Genomic DNA, 17,810 nt, shown 5'->3' with positions numbered 1-17,810 from the left:
TCGGCCTTTTAGCAATTTTATACTGCTTACCCACTAAATCGAGCACTCCAATCTGACGAACTATTTTTATTTATCCAAATCAATCACATTATTCTCACCAAATAACTTTTGCGCCTTTTCTATAACGGCATTTGATGGCTCCGGATAAAAAAAAGCAAGATTCTTCTTAGCACGAGTACAGCACACATATACAATTTTACTAGTGCGCGCTATAACGGTATCCTTACCATCGCCAGTGAAGAACGCTTCGAAGTTATAGTTATTCCACCTTCCATTATCCATAACTACCAGTACATTATCAAACTCGCGCCCTTTGGTTTTGTGCTGGGTCGAAAAAGGCGTCTTGCCATCTATATATCTATATAGACTTTGAAACTCTGAAAAATCCAGATCACAAACTTGCGCATAGACATAAAACCTTTGCTTTATAAAATTCTCCAGCCGATCATCTTTTCTAACCAAACCTTTTCTATGCGCTTGCTCTATAACCTCTCCGATTGTTTTACCTTCCAAACTAGCTAAATTTCTAATTTCCTCTCGAAGGTTAAATTTGTCTTTCTGAGAGACTATTTTTAGATCCGTTGCCCTCATAAATTCATTAAAGCTATCTTCTTGGTAAAGCTTAATTAGCGTCTGAATTCTATGAACATGCTTAATCAAACTGTCCCGAGTCGTCCCTCCTCCACCGAGCATGCTTTGATCTGCTTTCTGATCATCAATAAGCATATCTTTGTCAATGTATATTGAAGTCAAATCGAGAAACTGTTGCGACAATGCCAAACGGAAAGATTCAGAATATTTATCAAAATATTCAACCTGACCATCCGTCGGACGCACTTTCTTCAGCTCATTTCCGACCTTACCTTTTTCCAAATCTGCAATTACCTCCTCCAAGGTCTTACCTTCTGGACAGTATTTTGGGACAGTAACTTTAATGAGGGACCTTAGTCTATCCACATATTCTAAAATTTTGTCCCCGTCATAAACCCTCATCAGCCCAGGAAAACCAGCCTTTGTGGCAATCAAGTTATGAGTAAGGTTCAACTCCTTTGTAAGCAAAGGCGAATCGTCCCACCGTAAATAGTCTCTTACAACTTCAACATTGGATTTTTTTGAGTGAAAAAACCTTGCGGTGCCAATTATTGGCTTGCCATCTTCCATATTTGGAGCAGCGTGATCATTAGAAGGTTCTTGGACAAGCCCATCAGTTCGAAACTCATTCGCCAGACTTATTACTGAAACGGGATTCCTTCTATTTTGCTTTTTTATAATTTCCGTAACTCTGGTTTTGCCAGTACCTTTGTAGGCGTCAAGATCTCCGATACCTTTATCATAAATCGATTGCATTGCATCCCCAAAAAAACCTACGGTGTTGCGTCTATCTGTACACGCAAGGTGCTCAAGCAGTATTTCCACAACAAGGGGGCTGGTATCCTGATATTCATCAACCAAAATAAATTTAAACTTATCATTTATTATCCTGCATAGCTTTGGATATTTTGAAAACATTGCATGAGCCAATACAGGAATTTGATCATGAGAAACAACCCCTTTTCTCAGCTTTACATACTCTTTATATTCAACATCCCCATCGATAGACTCAACCCTGTCAGGCTCCCCATTATCCAAAGTCACTTTAAATAATTTTTGGCCATCATCATTAATCAGAAAAATCAGTGTTTCTTTTAGCTCTACTTGAAAATGTTTGATACTCGACCATAGGAAATCGTGAATAGTTGAAACAGAAAGATTTTCATGACTGGCCCTGTGCTCGACCTCTTGCGCAGCAGCATTTGTATAAGTAATGCAAGCAATTTCGGCAAGAGGTTTCTGTTCGATAAGACCAGAAATCGTTTCAACCAGTGAAAAGGTCTTACCACTTCCAGCGCCGCCACTTAGTAGGAAATTTTTACCTTCCCTAGTAGCTGCAAGAATTTCATCTGTCTCCTCACTGTATTTATTCTCCATCAATTGCGCAGCCATTCTAATCCCTCCTGGATATATGCAGGCGTCTTCCAGTTTGAAAATTCTGAACCTTTAGATGGAACGCTATTTAATAGAATATCAATAGCTAAACCAGCTTTTTTATCTACAGCCTTCTCTGCAAACTCATAAGGAGTATAAGTTCCATTCACATACAGTTCAAAATGCTTCGCAACGAGCGAAGGAAACCTAGCGGAGTCATTACCTAAGAATTTTTTATTAATACTAAAAAATGCATCTTCAAAACTTCTCCCACGATAGCCCTCCTCTTCAGTCTGAAATCCGACAAACAAATCTCCCTGCTTGTTAGGTGTCCACCCCTCCAAATAAGACAATATTTTATTATCCTTTTCCAAATCGAGGAAAAACTTAATATCTTCCCTTTTCTTCCCATAGAAAAAGCAAAGTGCATTGTTAGAGGTATGATCAGTTCCCGGATCGAGCGGCGGGCATTTTTTAGTTACTCTTTTTTCCACACTCTTTCCGTCGGACTCCACGGTAGTTTTCCCGGTATCAATATCAGTAAGAATGAGTGTTTTTATCCCGACAAGACGGAGAAATTTTTCAAATATCTGAGAGTGAGCACCGACTTCGACGAGGGAAATATTCTGCGACAACAAAGGAGCGACGCCTTCAATGGGATACTCTTGATCTAGTTTTTTCATCATAGCGGGAAGCAATATTTTTTCTGTATCTCCCTCCACCAAAATAACCTTATCCGCGAAAAACAATTCCGCGCGATGCAAGGTCAAATATTGCTTTAGAAATCGAAAATGCCCAGCTCCTTCCTCATCATGCGCTTTAAAGTAATCATCCTTCAGGCTTTTCAGACTTTTACAAAGCACTTCCCCGCCAGATTTCTTCATGTATTTTATGTCGTCAAAATCACATTCAGCGACAATATGCGAAGAATGCGTACTTATCACAGTCTGAAGATTTACGTTTAATCCATCCTCTCGCTTTATTCCTTCCGCCAAAAGCGCCTTGATATTTTTAATAAATACGTATTGCATTTGAGGATGGGTATGAGCTTCTGGCTCCTCAATGAATAGTATATTTATGGCGGCAGGCCTTTGATTCAGTGCTCGCCTAAAGGACGTCATCAGCAAATCAATCTCGAAAATCATGCTGATCAAATTCATATAGCCTAAACCATTAAAATGCTCAGGCAAATCGTGATTTTCATGTCGATAAAGGACAGTAGTATTACCCTCAAGCAATTCCCTGTGCTGTAAAGTTGACGAAATAGTCAACGAAGTTTCCGCGTGAGAAATACCACCAAACCTCTCCACGCTACCGAGAAGCTTAGCAAACATACTCTGGTAGACCGCACTCAAATCCTTATCAGTACTCCTCAACTTCTTCTTGAACAAATTTACAGTTTCTTTCTGCTCTTCAGTTTCATCCGTTCTTTTATAAATTTTAGCGGTTTGCACCGAGAGCGTTTTGTCGTTATCCTTATTTGTCACACTTCTCTTCGCGCTAATCGATCTAAATGACAACACTTCTTCAAGCGAAATTTTCTCTTTTGACAAATCCGTATATTTAGAAAAGTCGCCACTGAGGTAGCTTTTACGAACAACACCACCAAAATATTTTCCGTGTTTCTCCGAGATATAAAGCAGCGCATCGTTATCATAATTATCTTTATCTTCCTGATACGCACTACAGAAAGAAACAAGTTGAGAGTGAGATAACTTATACTCAAATCCCAAATTAATTAAATTATCTTCCGGATCAAGACTCATGATAAGTTCCGAAACCTGACCCAGATCATCCTGTTCATTATATTTTATTACCATCCTTAAGTGCATACCGATAGAAACATACTCTTCCTCTGTGGGAATTGGCTTTTCTCCTGACACTAGCTCGCGAAGCCTTTCCCTTAGATTTATATTAAAATCATCAATGGAAATTTTAGTACTCTCAACGACAAACTTCTCAAATGCTGACAATAGAGACGTCTTCCCCGAGTTGTTTTTCCCTATTACCAGCGAAAGTTCACTCTCCAGTTCCAACGAAAAATTCCGTAGAAGCCGATAGTTTAAAATTTCAACTTTTGACACTTTCATTGTGCGCACCACCACCATTAAATAGAATTCTTAACCTTATGAAAAAAACGAGAACCCCGTTAAATACCTGAAGGCTTTTTCTTTTTTACATTTTCAACATCCTTTGTTACCTAAAACTCATCACAGTTGATCCAAAGTCTTGTCATTTTTTTTCAAACTCGCTCGTCATTCATCGCTCCCTAGACAATGTAGTCATTGAGGTATAGCTCAATGCCATCAAAATGCATACGCAATACACGCTGGACGAGCGAATCAGGAAATTTTGTACTGGCCAGTTATGAGAGCCCCTTCTCTTGCCCCATGAAGGCAATGTGATAGCATGCGTTCGCTCCCCCCGGAGAGGGGGATTTTTTCTACATCCCGCAAGGAATATGCCCCGTGAAAGACTTCGTCATCAGCGTCAACAACACCGTCCTCTATCTCTCCCTGGCATTCATCTGGCTAGTCGCTATCGTCGCGATTTTCACCAGTGGGTTCTTGCCGGCGCTGGGTATCTTCGTGGCCGGCACCCTGTGCTGGTGCATCATTTCCGGCTTCTGGTTCGTCCAGTCGGCGACCTACGAAGAACTGCGCAAGCTGAACGCCAGCAAAAACTGAAACATCAGGGTGGAGCCGTAAGTGCCCCGCCCTACCCTGAGCGCTTGGTTCCGTGCCGAGCGCTCTCGCCCACCGCGAATGGCTCGCATAAATCCCGCATTTTCCGAAGTCCTGAAAATCCCTCCGCTCCCTTTCTGCCAATTAAGCCCAGTACTATCTTTCAAGAAATATCCCCGTCCCTTGTCCCCATCCACTGAGTGGTGAACTAAAGGAGTTCTGGTTTTGGGACATCTTCTGACTGAGCCGCAGCTGACCGACATCAGAGCCGCACTCTCCTGGCCTTTCAACGATTTGCCGGTCGAATACGATTACATAGCGGCGGAGGTCAGAGGCATCGATCCTGACGTGCTCTACGAAATCCTTTATTCAGAGGTCGCGCCGGTGTGCTTCACCAACCTTGTGGCCGCTGTGCCTCCGGTATGGACTGGCTTTGATCCAGACTCGCTCAGGGCAATGATCGAGGAAAGACTGGCAGCGAGGGAGAACAGCTGGTTTCGCAGGCAGTTTGATAAGGCGTTGGTTCGCTGGCTGCGATACAACTACGGCTACATCTGGAAGGAGATTTCCTCCAGGCTTTGAGCGCTTAAACAGCTCCGTTTAAAGCAACCCGCCGTAACTTCCCCAAGGCTACAACGCCTTGCGTCATTGCCTACGACTACGCCAGAATCCGCCGGCTTGTGCGTCTACGACGCGGGTCTTATCGTTTCCCGGTCACTGAAAAACAGTGATGGGGTTTGGTAGCCCGAGACAAACACAAGATGCAGAGCCCACCATCGCGGCGGTCAATCGCCCCGGTTTTATGGTGGCCATGCACAGGGCGTCTTCGGGCGCGCCGGTCTCCTTGTGTCCCGGTCTACCAACCTGCGTATGGCCACCACCCAACGTTTGGTAGCGAGTGGGTGATGGCTCCTGATGACGACACAAGGAGTTTCACCATGATCAAACCAACACCCAACCCACCCGAAACCGACCCCACCTCCCCCTACGAATCCCCCAACTCCAAAAAACTCCACGACGCCGCCGAGCGTGCGCTGGATCACTACCTCTTCCCCGCCGCCGGGATCATGTCGTCCTTGAACGAGCCCGAGCGGATGTACCTGGCCAATCCGAAATTCAACACCGAATGCCTGCTGGCCAACGCCAGCGAAAACCTCGGTGCAGCCAGTGAGATGCTGAGTAATTTCGCGGCCACGCTCGATCCCTCGCATCGCAAGACGGCGATCGGTATTACGCAGATCGTGATGATTGCCGAGCTGGCGGTGAATCAGGCGCTGGATCACGTCGAGGTCGCGTAACCCGGCGATGGCTGTAGGAGCCGTTCGCGGCGGCTTCTACAGCGCGACTTATTGAGTCTCCCGTTGCAGGAAAAAGTGAGGCTCAAGAGGTTCATGGAATGCAAAACAGCCCGGGCCGACACCCTCGTCAACGACGAAGGCGTCGGCCCGGGCTGCTTGCGTTTCAGTAAAGGGCATTGAATTCGAACCACTGGGCCTTGATCCAATTACTGCATCGAATGCACATATGAACTGCATTCAACCCGACTAGTGCTCCAAACGCAGGCCTTTAGACTCTTCCCCACGATCAACGTAAAGGAGCATTCAACATGGTCACCACCGCCGTCATCCATCAAACCGGTGAGCCGCAAGTCATTCAGCTTGAGCAATCCACCGCGCAAGCACCCGGCCCCGGCGAGGTCTGGCTTGAGCAGCTCGCCATTGGCGTCAATCCGCTCGACTTGAGCCAACGTTCCGGTGCCGCGCCGTTGGCGTTGCCTTCCGGGTTGGGGCTTGAGGGCGCCGGGCGGGTTGTGGCGGTAGGGGCCGATGTGACGAACGTGGCGGTCGGCGACCGGGTCGCCTATGCCACGGGCCCCATCGGCGCCTATGCCAGCGCCCGCCTCTACCCGGCCAATCGGCTGGTGAAGATCCCCGACAGCCTGAGCTTCGAGGACGCGGCGGCTGTGCTGTTCAAGGGTATTACCGCGCAGTATTTGCTCAAGTCCACTTACCCGGTCGGGCCGGGGTCGACGGTGCTGATCTACGGCGCGGCCGGTGCGCTGGGGCAGATCATGGTGCCGTGGGCGAAGCATTTGGGGGCGTTGGTGATTGGTGTGGTGTCCAGCGCCGAGAGTGTCGAGCGGGCCCGGTTGGCGGGTTGTGATGAGGTGTTGGTGTTCGAGGCGGCGACGCTGGCCGACGCGGTGGTCGACCTCACCCAAGGCAAGAAAGTGGATGTGGTGTACGACCCGATTGGCCGGGTGTCTTTCGAGGCGTCGTTGAATTGCCTGCGCCCGCGCGGGTTGCTGGTGTCGTTCGGCATGGCGTCGGGGGCGCCGGCGCCGGTCGAGATCAGCACCCTGAATGCCAAGGGTTCGCTGTTCCTGACCCGACCGTCCCTCGCCGCCCACACCGCCACGCCGGAGGAATACCAGCAGCGTGCAAAGGACGTGTTGCAAGCGATTGACGCCGGTATCATCCAGCCCAATGTCGGGCGTCGTTATCCGCTGGCGGACGCCGCCCGGGCCCATGCCGATCTGCACCGGGGCGGTTTGCCGGGGGCTGTTGTGCTGGTGCCTTGAGTCTTTTTCCGCGTCATCCACGAGGGTTGTCGTTGCATGGATCTGTTCGATAGCCGTCAGGCCGATGAAGTCGCCACCCTGCTGGCCCTGGCCGAGCACGGCTCGTTTGCGGCGGCGGGCCGGACGTTGCAGCGCCATCCCTCGGTGCTGTCGAAACGGCTCAGCGCGCTGGAGTCGCGGCTGGGGGTGCGGCTGATCGAGCGCACCACCCGGCAATTGCGTTTCACCGATGAGGGGCAACGGCTGGTGGCGCGGTTCGGGCATGCGGTCAGTCTGATCGCCGAAGCGGAGCAGGATGCGCGCGAGGGTGCCGCCGAAGTTCGCGGGCGTTTGCGCATCGCCCTGCCGGCCGCCATGGGTCGGCTGTGGCTGGGCGATATCGTTTCGGCGTTCGCCCTGGCCCATCCGAACGTGGTGCTGGAGGTTGAATATGCCGAGCGCTTTGTAGATATCGTCGCCGAAGGTTTCGACGCAGCGATCCGCATTGGCGAGCTGGCGGACAATCGGCTGGTGGCGAAAAAGCTCTGCGATCACCGCCGAATCCTGTGTGCCGCGCCCTCCTATCTTCAACAGCACGGCGAGCCGAAAACGCCGGCGGATCTTGCCGATCATCATTGCCTGGGGTTTACCGGGTTGCATTCGTATCCCGAATGGCGGCTGACCCGTGGCGACGAGAAACACACTCTGAAAATCCGCAGCCGACTGGTCAGCAACGACAATGAAGCGCAGCTGTGTGCCGCGCGCATGGGCGTTGGGATTCTGGCCGGCGGCGACTGGCTGATGACCAAAGAACTGCGCGAGGGGCGTCTGGTGCGGGTGCTGCCCGAGTGGCAACTGGATGCGGACACGGGGGTTTATCTGGTGCGGCCTTCGGCGCGGTTCAACACGGCGACGACTACGGCGTTCAAGGACTGGATCGAGGGCGCTTTTGCTGAAGGTGCGCCTTGGGTGACGCTGGCCCGCTGATTTGCAAACGGTGATGGGAAATCGTGTCGGCCTTTTTGTCCATTCCTGATGGGAATGCCCCCATAAAAAACATGAATTTTCTTTAAGGCGCTCAATCTTTTAGCGTGGCCATTCCGCATATGGAGATGACGCTATGAATGACTCAAGCCTGCGCCTTTACGTCGATGCTCAATTCACCAGTCCCTACGCAATGTCGTGCTTTGTGGCCCTTCGAGAAAAGGGAATCGAGTTCGAAATGAGCACCCTGGACCTGGACAAACTGGAGAACCAGGCCAGCGATTACGCCCGTCTTTCCCTGACTCAAAGAGTGCCCACCCTCGTGCATGGTGACTTTGCGTTGTCGGAATCATCGGCGATCACCGAATACCTGGAAGATGTGTTCCCCCAAACACCTGTTTACCCACAGCATCCACAAAAACGCGCGGCAGCGAGGCAAGTTCAAGCGTGGCTACGCAGTGATTTGCTCCCGATCCGACAGGAGCGCTCTACCCTTGTCGTGTTCTATGGACAGAAATACGGACCATTGTCAGCGTCGGCTGAGGCTGCCAAGCAAAAGTTGATTGATGTCGCTCAATGGCTGCTGACCGACAATCCGGACTACCTTTTTGGTGAATGGTCGATCGCCGATGTTGATCTCGCGTTGATGCTGAACCGATTGATACTCAATGGGGACACGGTGCCGGCTCAACTGGAGGATTACGCTCAACGCCAATGGCAGCGCCCGACGGTACAAGAGTGGATTAAGCTGGAACGACCTCGAATTTAGCGGTACTAAAAATGGGGACAGATTTACTTTTCAGAAAATAAATCCGTCCCCTTTTCTGTCCGTCCCCTTTTCTGTCCCCTTTTCTCGCCACGCTCAGTTCGGGAAGGATTTCTCACTCAGCCCGCGCACCGACGCGGAAATCACCGCCCGCGCCGAGGGGATGGCGGACATGTTCAGCGCTTACATGATTGCGCTGAACGCCAGATGAAGTTCGCTTTGCACAACCATAGCTTGCCAATACCGAAATTCTGGTCTGCACAGGATTGATATTTAAATACCAATGCACGCCCCCCACATTCTGATCAGTTTGTTACAACAAGGCTTTCTTTCACTTGGATATAACTATTAATCATAAGTATAAAATATTTTCCTCAGCCATTTACCCCACCATTCATTTGACAAGGAGAATACTGTCTAATACTGTTCATCCGCTTTGTACGATATCGGCATGCAGTCATGGCTGGAAACTCTACACAGGGATCGCATTGCCTTTTGCCAAGTCGCAAGCATATTAATACATGCGCAACCAACGACAAATTGGAGAGATAGAATGGAATCTCAGAAATGCGAAGTGGTCATTAGTGGAGAGCGTGAAATTGACAAGCCTGTTGTTGCATTAACCAACTGCGAGGTTGTCTTTTCCAGCAAGGATGAACTTGACCGGTGTATCATCGCCGTCAAAGAATCTGATAAAAAGCTGGCTGCACGCCCGCTGGAATCGGTTCTTTATGACTGGCAAATGATGACTGTCGTCAAAGGACTGACTATGTTTTTCGGAGTGAGGTGGTATGACCGCGAATACTTCGACAAAAACCGAGACATCTACAAGAACCAGATGCATGGACACTTGTTTTCGAAATTTGGCGTTAGTGCGGAAAGTTTTAACGTCAAGCACTTCGTAGCAAGTTAGCCTGACGCATGAGATCTGCAAGATGGATAACCCTTGCAGATCTCGTGCAATTAAAGGACATATGGCTTGAGCATATTTAGAAAGTATCTTTGCCTTGAAGCTTTAATATGGATATATCTCGGCTGTTGGAATGCAACCGTGCCCCTTATTATCGTTCAGCGTGGAAACTTGTTGGAGCTGGCAACCTATGAAACGGGGCTGGCCCTTGCCGCCGTCATTTCCATACTGTTTTTGGCGTCCCGCGTCGAAGTCATGCGACGCAGCACCGCTCTAAGAGCGGGTTGTATCGCCATTGCGTTGACCGGCATCCTGCGCTACGTGTCTGTTTCCGCTTCGTATTCGATAGAGGCTCTGCTGATAATTGACATCCTTGCGGTCGCGGCTTTCGGCGTCGTTCAATCTCTTTTCGGTGTTTATCCAGCTGAAACCGTAGAAAAAGTTCGAATAGAACATGCCTTTCGCATCCGGCGCATCATCGTAACCATAAGTCGCGTTATTGGCCCGCTCCTGGCGGGCGTTGTCATTGGATTGTCTTCCCCACAAGCCTCACTTCTCTTTGCAGCCATTGTGGGTGTGTTCGCAATGGGGTTAGCGTTCGTATTGCCGCACAGCCTCAAATCCGACTCGACACAGATAAAATCGCCGGCACAACGAGTTCGGGAAATGTTTTTGGGAATTAGACTTAAATTAATTCTTCCACCTGAAAGATTCCTGACTGTTGCTGGTTTCATGTTGAGCCTGGCTGTTACTGCCACAGTACCCATGCTGGTTCCAATTCAAATTCACACCCATAATCTCGCTGAAAGCAGTGTCGGCCTGTTCAACGCCATATTTGCGGGAGGCGCAATCGGTGGCCTGTTATTTTTGAGCCCGCTTGTTGCCAGAAGACACAACCAGCGAAACAAATATATTGGACTCTGGACTTTATTAACCGCCTCCCTCGTCACAGCGGCTCTCTCTGTCGAAGTCTGGCAACTGGCTCCATGCCTCTTTATTGCAGGAGCTTCCAGTGCCTCGCTTTCATTGATTGGGATGGATAAGAGAACTGTCTCGGTGCCGTCTGGAGTTCGTATCAGATTAATGGCCGCCACACTTATTGTCGGCCAACTCGCAAATTCGGCCTCTTATATGATGATGGGAACAACGATGATGCAGTTCGGCACCCATGGTTTGCTATTGGTTTACTGCGCAATTTTCCTGTTTGTCTTGTTTCATGCAGCACTTTCGAAGTCCATCTGGTTTTTCCTTGAAGATGCGGCAGACTCCGAACTTTTTTATAAAAATAACCATCCCGGACTGGAGTCGATCATGGTTTCGGTTGCAAAGTGATGGATGCCGGATACCCGCTGCCGCCAATAAACCCGGATTGATTCCGCAGAACACCACGTAAAGGTCCTCGGTCAGGATGTCTTCAAGCCGCATATGCCCCTATCTCCCCAAACCGAACTTTGCCCGAGGCCCACATTCGATCCAGTTGGCAACTGGTCCGTGGATCGGCCTCGAAACTGTAACTGTTCATCCTGCAGACCGTGAGCGAAATTAAGGCCACTCCCCGACCGAAATGAAGTGAGCACACGCCGTGGATCTGACCTTCACCACCCTCCTCGTCACCTTCGCCGGCGTGTTCCTGATCTGCTTCATGAAGGGCGCGTTCGGCGGCGGCTTTGCGATTGTCGGGATTCCGCTGTTGTCGCTGGTGATGGACCCGATCACGGCTGGCGGGGTGCTGGCGCCATTGTTCGTCGCCATGGATCTGTTCAGCCTGCGCTACTGGAAGCCTTCCACCTGGTCAAAACCCGACCTGAAGTTGTTGGTACCAGGTTTGATCGTCGGCATCGGCGCCGGCTATTTGCTTTTCCGGGTGCTGGACCACCGCGCCATCGCCATCGTCATGGCGGCGATCACGCTGTTGTTTGTCGGTTTGTGGTTCAAGGCCGGCGGAGAAGTGCGAGTGCGGCCGCGCTCCTCACCCAAAGCCGTGGCTGCCGGCATTACTTCGGGTATTACGACGATGGTGGCGCATTCCGGCGGGCCGCCACTGGCGATCTATCTGCTGCCGCTGGGGCTGAGCAAGCAGATGTATGCCGGAACGACCAGCCTGTTTTTCACCGTGGGCAATCTCCTCAAGGCAGTGCCATGGCTGCTGCTGGCCAAACCTACCGGCAACGTGCTGACACTGATGCTCGTCAGCTTGCTCGCTGTACCCTGCGGCGTCTGGCTGGGCTGGCGGCTGCACGCCAGACTGGACCAGCGTCAGATGTACCGCGCCTGTTATGGCTTGCTGGTGGTCACGGCGTTGAAGTTGTTGTGGGATGGGGTCAGCGGATACCTTTCCTGAAGCGTTGCCAAAATCCAGTCCACAAACCGATCTGTGCCCATTATTCGCACTTCAGCGACCTCAAATCCGTCTACGCTCCAGCCACCCCCTCTGGAGTGACCGCCATGATCCGCACCCTGCTCACCGCTTCCCTGCTGCTGGCCATGAGTGTTCCGGCCCATGCGGATGTGACGCCCTTCCCCGCCTCGTTCCGCACTAAGGACATCGCCGTGGACGGCGCGAAAATCCACACGCGCATCGGCGGCAAAGGCCCGGCGGTGGTGCTGTTGCACGGTTTCGGCGATACCGGGGATATGTGGGCGCCGCTGGCGGCGGATCTGGCGAAGGATCACACCTTGGTGATCGCCGGTGCGGGGCATTGGCTGATGGAGGAAGCGCCAGTGGGAACCACTCAAGCGATTCGCAGGTTTATTGCGCAGTGACTGTCAAGCGGGTTGTTGTCATCGGTGCCGTTCAGCGCATCTCAGGCCACCGAGCTCCATCATTGACCGCATCAATAACAACCATTAATTCAATGAAGTTCTCATATCAAATCGAAAGCGTAGGATCTGCTCCATACCAACCCACTGCACACGGAGTACAGAACCATGAAACGCCAGACAATCCTCGGCATCGCCTTTTCGCTCTTCGCCCTGAATGCTTTTGCGGCGACTGAAACCGATCCACTGTTCAGCGATGCGGTTGCCGCTGCGACTCAAACCGACCCACTGTTCAGCGATGCCGTAGCTGCGACCGAAACTGATCCGCTGTTCAGTGACGCCGTTGCCGCGACTGAAACCGACCCGCTGTTCAGTGATGCAGTTGCCGAAGGTGGTTCTGACCGTCTGATCGAAAGTCGTAACGCCTGAATGCTCGGTTTTACCGCAGTACCCGACGAAAGCCCGGCCTTATCCGCCGGGCTTTTTCATATGGGGACAGATCTATTTTTCAATCAAAGGCGCCATTCAGCACTTCATAAATCAGCCCTGTAGCCAGCGCGACCAGGATCAGATCGGTGCCGACCTGCTGCCATTCATAGCCGTCGTAGTGCGGCAGTCTGCCGACCAGTCGACCATCGAGTTTCTTAGCTATCCCGGGCGGCAGCGGTTTGCCCCGCGCCAGGTTCTTCTGAATGCCCGGCGGCAACGCCGGGCCCGGGGTCCAGTAGCCGCGATAGCCGTCCACAATCCCGATCACCCCGCCGCGATCGATACTCGGGCCGTGCCCCTGATAACCGCCCCCGCCTTTTTTCCCCTGATTGCCATGATCCTGGCTGTTATGCGGGTTACCTTTGCCCTGCCCCTTTCCGTTGCCAGGATCGGCCAGCGCTGACACCGAAGTGCTCAACAGCGCAATACAGGTCGTGGTCGCAATCAACGTGCGTAAACCGGACATGGGTCGTTCCTTGAATGAATAGGTGTGTTTGGATTCTAGTCAGTTTTTTTTACAGGCATGGAGAGATGGCCCTGTCATCGCGGTCACGCGGCGACGCATCTGGAAACCGTGAGCCTCAGAAACATACGAATGGACACGACTGAGCGTTCGTTCCGGCTGACTTTGCGTTCGGGATCGTGAAATCATTCATTTGACTTGCTTGCCTAAGGCAACTATATAGTTGCCTAAAGCAAACATATGAGCATCACGCCATGTCCACGATCACCGACCGCGCCGACAGCGTCCGGCAGTTCAACCGTTTCTACACCCATCAGATCGGCGTGTTGCAGGAACACTTGCTGCAAAGCGACTACTCGCTTACCGAGCTGCGCATCCTCTACGAACTCGCGTCCCAGGGCGATCTGACCAGCACCGACCTGCGCCAGATGCTGGGCCTCGACGCGGGTTACATGAGTCGCCTCATCAGCGGTTTCGACAAAAAAGGCCTGATCCAGAAAGTCCCCTCCACCACCGACGCCCGCGCCAGTCAACTGCACATCACCGACCTCGGCCGCGAAATCCTCGCGCCGCTGGAGCAAGCCTCGCGGCAAGAAGTCATCACCCTGCTCGAACGCCTGTCCGAACCGCAGCAACTGCAACTGATCGCATCGATGAAGCAGATCCAGACGCTGCTCGAGGGTGGTCAGCCAACGACCTATCTGCTGCGCGATCCGCAGCCCGGCGACATGGGTCTGGTGGTGCATCAGCAGACTGCGATCTACAGCCGTGAATACGGCTGGAATTCAGAGTTCGAAGCGCTGGTGGCAGAGGTCGTCGCCAAATACCTGCGCGAATTCGACCCCACCGGCGAGCGCTGCTGGATCGCGGAGAAGGACGGCAAGGTGGTGGGTTCGGTGTTCGTGATCCGTCACGACGAAACCACCGCGAAACTGCGCATGCTCTACGTGGATGCCAGTGCGCGGGGCCTGGGGATCGGCAATCGGCTGGTCGAGGAATGCCTGCGTTTTGCCCGGGATGTCGGCTACAAAAAGATGATCCTGTGGACCACCAGCAATCTGGTGGATGCCCGCCGGTTATACCAGCGGGCAGGATTTGAGCTTGTCGAGGAAGAGCCGATTCACAGCTTCGGCAAGGATTTGGTCAGTCAGACGTGGGCGATTGAGTTGTGAGGTTTATGCCCATTCGTTGTAGCCAGGCAGAACGGGGCACAAACCACGGGTGATTGCGCCCGGAACGGCTCAGTGCGGACTGGCGGTCGGACGAACCACGATCTCACTCACATCGACATCGTCGGGCTGTTCGATGGCATAGGCGAGCGCTCGCGCAATGGCGTCTGCATTCAGCGCCACACGGCGAAACGCTTTCATTTCCTCGCGGGCCACATCATCCGAAATCGTATCCGCCAGTTCGGACTCGACCACACCCGGGCACACCACGGTGACGCGGATCTTGTCCGTTTCCTGACGCAGACCATCCGAGATAGCCCTGACCGCGAATTTGGTCGCGCAGTACACCGCAGCTGTCGGAGAAACCGCGAGCCCACCGATCGACGAGATATTGATGACCTGACCGAAACCCTGCGCCTGCATGTCCGGCAGGACGGCGGCAATACCGTGCAGTACGCCGCGAACGTTGACATCGAGCATCTGATTCCATTCGTTGACCTTCAACGAGGCCAGCGGAGACAAAGGCATCACCCCAGCGTTATTGATGATCACATCGACCTTGCCATGTTGCGTCTTGGCGAACGCCACGAAGGCGTGCATCGATTGCAGATCCGTAACGTCCAGTGCGCAGGCACTTGCCGAGCCACCTTCGGCCTGGATCTCGCTGACTAGTTTGTCCAGACGCTCGGTACGGCGGGCACCGAGGACCACATGCGCGCCTTTGGCGGCGATCAACCTGGCGGCCGCTTCGCCGATACCACTGCTTGCACCGGTAATCAGGACGACTTTGTTTTGAATGTTCGACATATCCGTAGCTCCTGCTGTCTGCATTGAGGTTCAGCACCGACCGCTGAAGACGCGTTCGTTACTGCGGGGTACGTCGAAAAGATTAAGGGCACGGGCCTGGTCGACGCGTGCCGAAACCTGCGCAACCTTTGCCTATTCGTGTCTGTGTGCATCGCTTGCAAATTTGTGATGAAGCTGCGCTCACGCCCCACGGAACTCGCTGGGCGTTACGCCCACTTCACGCCGAAAGACCTGCGAGAAGTGACTGGGGCTCGAGTAGCCGATCTCCAGCCCGACGTCGATGATGCTAAGGCGGGTTTCCAGTAGCAGGTGCCGCGCACGAACCATGCGCAAGCGAATGAAGTACTGCGATGGCGACAGCCCCGTCGCACGCTTGAACAGGCGGCTGAAGTGGTATTCGCTCAGCTCGGCAAGGCTGGCCAGTTTGGCCAGGCTGAATTCAGCGCTCAGATGCGCGCGCATGGCGTCGGTGACTTTGCGCAACTTGTAGGCTTGCAAGGCGTTGACCCGACGCCCGGGCTGGCTTTCAGCAAGATAGCTACGCACCAGATGCACGGCCAGCGCCTGCGCCAGAGAGCGGGCGAAAAGCGCGCTGGGCGAGCGTTCCAGGAGCAGTTCCGTGCGCAACTGCTCCATGACAAACGCGACGCGCCCGTCCCGTGCCCCTGAAACATCGCGCAAACGCACAGGCCCGGCGTGCTGGCCCGACAGCTCTCGAGACGCTTGCTCGATCAAGGGCAGCCCCAGATAAAGATGCATGACTTCGAAGGTATCGCCTCCGTGCGTCTGCCAGCGCATTTCATACGGCTCATCGGAACTGGTGAGGAAAAAATCGCCGGCACTGACCTCGGCAGCTTCCCACTCGCCCCCCAATGCGCGCTCCTCTACCGTCGCCGCCCCGGCCAGAACCAGAACGAGCAGCGGTTCCACCACTGCAGGCACGAGAATCGGCTCAGTAACGCTGCGATGGGTAAACAGCTGAATCACCACGTCCGTGATTTCCGGACGCGAGGGTAACGCCTGGGGTTCACCTGGCAGGAACTCACCCATCGACTCGCCGTTGATGCGCAAGTCTCGAGAGGATGTCGACAACGCGTCCTGGGAGGTACGCCCGGTATTTGCCATGAACTCGTCCTTTTCAGATTCGGCTGTGCGAAGCCAGACAGGTCTCCGATGCTTGCCCGCACGCCGCGTCAGCAGACCGGCTCGATGATATCGGGCTTTTGCCGTGGGTTGAATCGAGCACCGAACCTCCCTCACTGACATTCAGCGCAAAACCCCGACAGCGTGGGCAATCTCACGAAAGCCGACTTTGCCTCGCTGCGAGACAGTAGGCCCGTCGCCGATGACAGCGCCTCGCCGGCGCCAACACGGCTTATCCCTACTCGATCAAAAACGCTGGAGAACATCATGACCGACTTCAAGAACAGCACCCCAAACGAAGTAGCCGGTAAAGTCGCACTGGTCACTGGCGCGGCCAGTGGCATCGGCAAGGCCATCGCACTACTGCTGCATGCCCGCGGCGCCCAGGTCATTGCTGAAGATATAAACCCTGAGGTGGAAGCACTGGCCCGCCCCGGCCTGGTCCCCCTGGTGGCCGACATCACTCAGGACGGGGCAGCCGAACGCGCGGTCGCCCTGGCCGTCGAGCAATTCGGACGGCTGGACATTCTGGTCAACAACGCCGGCATCATCATCAACAAATTGGTGATCGACATGACCCGCGAAGACTGGGAACGCATTCAGGCGGTCAACGCCACGGCGGCCTTTTTGCATAGCCGGGAGGCGGTCAAAGCGATGATGCCCAACAAGTCCGGATCGATCGTCAACATCGCGTCCTACGCCTCCTATTTCGCCTTCCCCACCATTGCCGCCTACACCGCCTCCAAGGGCGCGCTGGCCCAACTGACGCGCACCCTGGCGCTTGAAGTCATTGGCCATGGCATCCGCGTCAATGCTGTCGGTGTCGGCGATGTGGTGACCAATATCCTCAACAATGTGGTCGACGATGGCCCTGCCTTTCTCGCCCAACATGGCGAAGCGGCACCGATCGGCCGCGCCGCCCAACCGGAAGAAATCGCCGAAGTGGTCGCGTTCATCGCCTCGGATCGGGCCAGCTTCATGGTCGGTTCGGTGGTCATGGCCGACGGCGGCATGACTGTCACGGCCGGCTGAGCTGCAGCACAAACGCGCCGCAGGACATGCCCGACCAACCCGAGAGGATCAGGCAAATCTGCGGCAGTTTCGTCCTAA

At 53.2% G+C, this 17,810-nt stretch carries 18 protein-coding genes; 13 read left to right on the top strand and 5 right to left on the bottom strand.

Features of this window, described 5'->3' with window-relative positions; all coding sequences use genetic code 11:
- Positions 1-66 precede the first annotated feature (66 nt).
- Positions 67-1,983, bottom strand: coding sequence for a UvrD-helicase domain-containing protein (locus ACM6JM_RS07945; RefSeq protein WP_085667167.1), 1,917 nt, complete (start codon positions 1,981-1,983; stop codon positions 67-69).
- Positions 1,968-4,055 (bottom strand): ATP-dependent nuclease, encoded by a 2,088-nt coding sequence (locus tag ACM6JM_RS07940; RefSeq protein ID WP_414881626.1) that lies wholly within the window; start codon positions 4,053-4,055, stop codon positions 1,968-1,970. The genes ACM6JM_RS07945 and ACM6JM_RS07940 overlap by 16 nt, the downstream gene beginning before the upstream one ends.
- Positions 4,056-4,433: 378 nt before the next feature.
- Here ACM6JM_RS07940 and ACM6JM_RS07935 point away from each other — a divergent pair, with 378 nt between their 5' ends.
- The 11 genes from ACM6JM_RS07935 to ACM6JM_RS07885 all read left to right on the top strand — a co-directional run bounded on the left by ACM6JM_RS07935 (position 4,434) and on the right by ACM6JM_RS07885 (position 13,058).
- Positions 4,434-4,652, top strand: a complete 219-nt coding sequence (locus ACM6JM_RS07935; protein ID WP_011333849.1) for a hypothetical protein — start codon at positions 4,434-4,436, stop codon at positions 4,650-4,652.
- 222 nt (positions 4,653-4,874) lie between these two features.
- Positions 4,875-5,231: a hypothetical protein gene (locus ACM6JM_RS07930; protein ID WP_414881625.1), complete on the top strand. Its 357-nt coding sequence runs from the start codon at positions 4,875-4,877 to the stop codon at positions 5,229-5,231.
- 356 nt (positions 5,232-5,587) lie between these two features.
- Positions 5,588-5,947, top strand: a complete 360-nt coding sequence (locus ACM6JM_RS07925; RefSeq protein WP_039773181.1) for a DUF6124 family protein — start codon at positions 5,588-5,590, stop codon at positions 5,945-5,947.
- A 308-nt stretch (positions 5,948-6,255) separates the two neighbouring features.
- Positions 6,256-7,230: a quinone oxidoreductase family protein gene (locus ACM6JM_RS07920; protein ID WP_414881624.1), complete on the top strand. Its 975-nt coding sequence runs from the start codon at positions 6,256-6,258 to the stop codon at positions 7,228-7,230.
- A 36-nt stretch (positions 7,231-7,266) separates the two neighbouring features.
- Entirely contained in the window at positions 7,267-8,196 is a 930-nt protein-coding gene (locus ACM6JM_RS07915; RefSeq protein ID WP_414881623.1) for a LysR family transcriptional regulator, read from the top strand.
- Positions 8,197-8,329: 133 nt separating this feature from the next.
- On the top strand, positions 8,330-8,962 hold the full coding sequence (gene yfcF, locus ACM6JM_RS07910) for a glutathione transferase (RefSeq protein WP_414881622.1): 633 nt from the start codon (positions 8,330-8,332) through the stop codon (positions 8,960-8,962).
- Between the two features lie 550 nt (positions 8,963-9,512).
- Complete coding sequence (locus ACM6JM_RS07905) at positions 9,513-9,872, top strand: hypothetical protein (RefSeq protein ID WP_414881621.1); 360 nt, start codon at positions 9,513-9,515, stop codon at positions 9,870-9,872.
- Positions 9,873-10,010: 138 nt separating this feature from the next.
- Entirely contained in the window at positions 10,011-11,201 is a 1,191-nt protein-coding gene (locus tag ACM6JM_RS07900) for an MFS transporter (RefSeq protein WP_414881620.1), read from the top strand.
- Between the two features lie 250 nt (positions 11,202-11,451).
- The gene (locus ACM6JM_RS07895) at positions 11,452-12,210 is read left to right on the top strand and encodes a sulfite exporter TauE/SafE family protein (protein ID WP_163974961.1); all 759 of its coding nucleotides are present in this window, start codon (positions 11,452-11,454) and stop codon (positions 12,208-12,210) included.
- A gap of 104 nt (positions 12,211-12,314) precedes the next feature.
- Complete coding sequence (locus ACM6JM_RS07890) at positions 12,315-12,632, top strand: hypothetical protein (protein ID WP_414881619.1); 318 nt, start codon at positions 12,315-12,317, stop codon at positions 12,630-12,632.
- Between the two features lie 165 nt (positions 12,633-12,797).
- Positions 12,798-13,058, top strand: a complete 261-nt coding sequence (locus ACM6JM_RS07885) for a hypothetical protein (protein ID WP_085655332.1) — start codon at positions 12,798-12,800, stop codon at positions 13,056-13,058.
- Between the two features lie 79 nt (positions 13,059-13,137).
- On the opposite strand, the gene ACM6JM_RS07880 is transcribed toward ACM6JM_RS07885, so the two are convergent.
- Positions 13,138-13,584 (bottom strand): anti-virulence regulator CigR family protein, encoded by a 447-nt coding sequence (locus ACM6JM_RS07880; protein ID WP_011333836.1) that lies wholly within the window; start codon positions 13,582-13,584, stop codon positions 13,138-13,140.
- A gap of 251 nt (positions 13,585-13,835) precedes the next feature.
- Between ACM6JM_RS07880 and ACM6JM_RS07875 the strand changes: the two genes are divergently transcribed.
- The gene (locus tag ACM6JM_RS07875) at positions 13,836-14,753 is read left to right on the top strand and encodes a bifunctional helix-turn-helix transcriptional regulator/GNAT family N-acetyltransferase (RefSeq protein ID WP_414881618.1); all 918 of its coding nucleotides are present in this window, start codon (positions 13,836-13,838) and stop codon (positions 14,751-14,753) included.
- Positions 14,754-14,822: 69 nt separating this feature from the next.
- On the opposite strand, the gene ACM6JM_RS07870 is transcribed toward ACM6JM_RS07875, so the two are convergent.
- Positions 14,823-15,557 carry an SDR family oxidoreductase gene (locus ACM6JM_RS07870; RefSeq protein ID WP_064595909.1) on the bottom strand — a complete coding sequence of 245 codons (735 nt, stop codon included), beginning with the start codon at positions 15,555-15,557 and terminating at the stop codon, positions 14,823-14,825.
- Between the two features lie 180 nt (positions 15,558-15,737).
- Entirely contained in the window at positions 15,738-16,682 is a 945-nt protein-coding gene (locus ACM6JM_RS07865; protein WP_103387271.1) for a helix-turn-helix domain-containing protein, read from the bottom strand.
- A gap of 285 nt (positions 16,683-16,967) precedes the next feature.
- Here ACM6JM_RS07865 and ACM6JM_RS07860 point away from each other — a divergent pair, with 285 nt between their 5' ends.
- Entirely contained in the window at positions 16,968-17,732 is a 765-nt protein-coding gene (locus ACM6JM_RS07860; RefSeq protein ID WP_011333890.1) for an SDR family NAD(P)-dependent oxidoreductase, read from the top strand.
- Positions 17,733-17,810 lie beyond the last annotated feature (78 nt).

This window comes from Pseudomonas sp. IT-P2 (genome assembly GCF_949767575.1).
GTDB lineage: Bacteria > Pseudomonadota > Gammaproteobacteria > Pseudomonadales > Pseudomonadaceae > Aquipseudomonas > Aquipseudomonas pharyngis.
The sequence above is the reverse complement of the archived record's forward strand: the minus strand, read 5'-3'. Positions and strand labels throughout refer to the sequence as shown.

Bases quoted from the DNA above. Each gene is read 5' to 3' on its own strand.
- ACM6JM_RS07945 (WP_085667167.1), bottom strand. From the start codon at position 1,983: ATGGCTGCGCAATTGATGGAGAATAAATACAGTGAGGAGACAGATGAA.
- ACM6JM_RS07940 (WP_414881626.1), bottom strand. From the start codon at position 4,055: ATGAAAGTGTCAAAAGTTGAAATTTTAAACTATCGGCTTCTACGGAAT.
- ACM6JM_RS07925 (WP_039773181.1), top strand. From the start codon at position 5,588: ATGATCAAACCAACACCCAACCCACCCGAAACCGACCCCACCTCCCCC.
- ACM6JM_RS07920 (WP_414881624.1), top strand. From the start codon at position 6,256: ATGGTCACCACCGCCGTCATCCATCAAACCGGTGAGCCGCAAGTCATT.
- ACM6JM_RS07915 (WP_414881623.1), top strand. From the start codon at position 7,267: ATGGATCTGTTCGATAGCCGTCAGGCCGATGAAGTCGCCACCCTGCTG.
- yfcF (WP_414881622.1), top strand. From the start codon at position 8,330: ATGAATGACTCAAGCCTGCGCCTTTACGTCGATGCTCAATTCACCAGT.
- ACM6JM_RS07905 (WP_414881621.1), top strand. From the start codon at position 9,513: ATGGAATCTCAGAAATGCGAAGTGGTCATTAGTGGAGAGCGTGAAATT.
- ACM6JM_RS07890 (WP_414881619.1), top strand. From the start codon at position 12,315: ATGATCCGCACCCTGCTCACCGCTTCCCTGCTGCTGGCCATGAGTGTT.
- ACM6JM_RS07885 (WP_085655332.1), top strand. From the start codon at position 12,798: ATGAAACGCCAGACAATCCTCGGCATCGCCTTTTCGCTCTTCGCCCTG.
- ACM6JM_RS07880 (WP_011333836.1), bottom strand. From the start codon at position 13,584: ATGTCCGGTTTACGCACGTTGATTGCGACCACGACCTGTATTGCGCTG.
- ACM6JM_RS07875 (WP_414881618.1), top strand. From the start codon at position 13,836: ATGTCCACGATCACCGACCGCGCCGACAGCGTCCGGCAGTTCAACCGT.
- ACM6JM_RS07870 (WP_064595909.1), bottom strand. From the start codon at position 15,557: ATGTCGAACATTCAAAACAAAGTCGTCCTGATTACCGGTGCAAGCAGT.
- ACM6JM_RS07865 (WP_103387271.1), bottom strand. From the start codon at position 16,682: ATGGCAAATACCGGGCGTACCTCCCAGGACGCGTTGTCGACATCCTCT.
- ACM6JM_RS07860 (WP_011333890.1), top strand. From the start codon at position 16,968: ATGACCGACTTCAAGAACAGCACCCCAAACGAAGTAGCCGGTAAAGTC.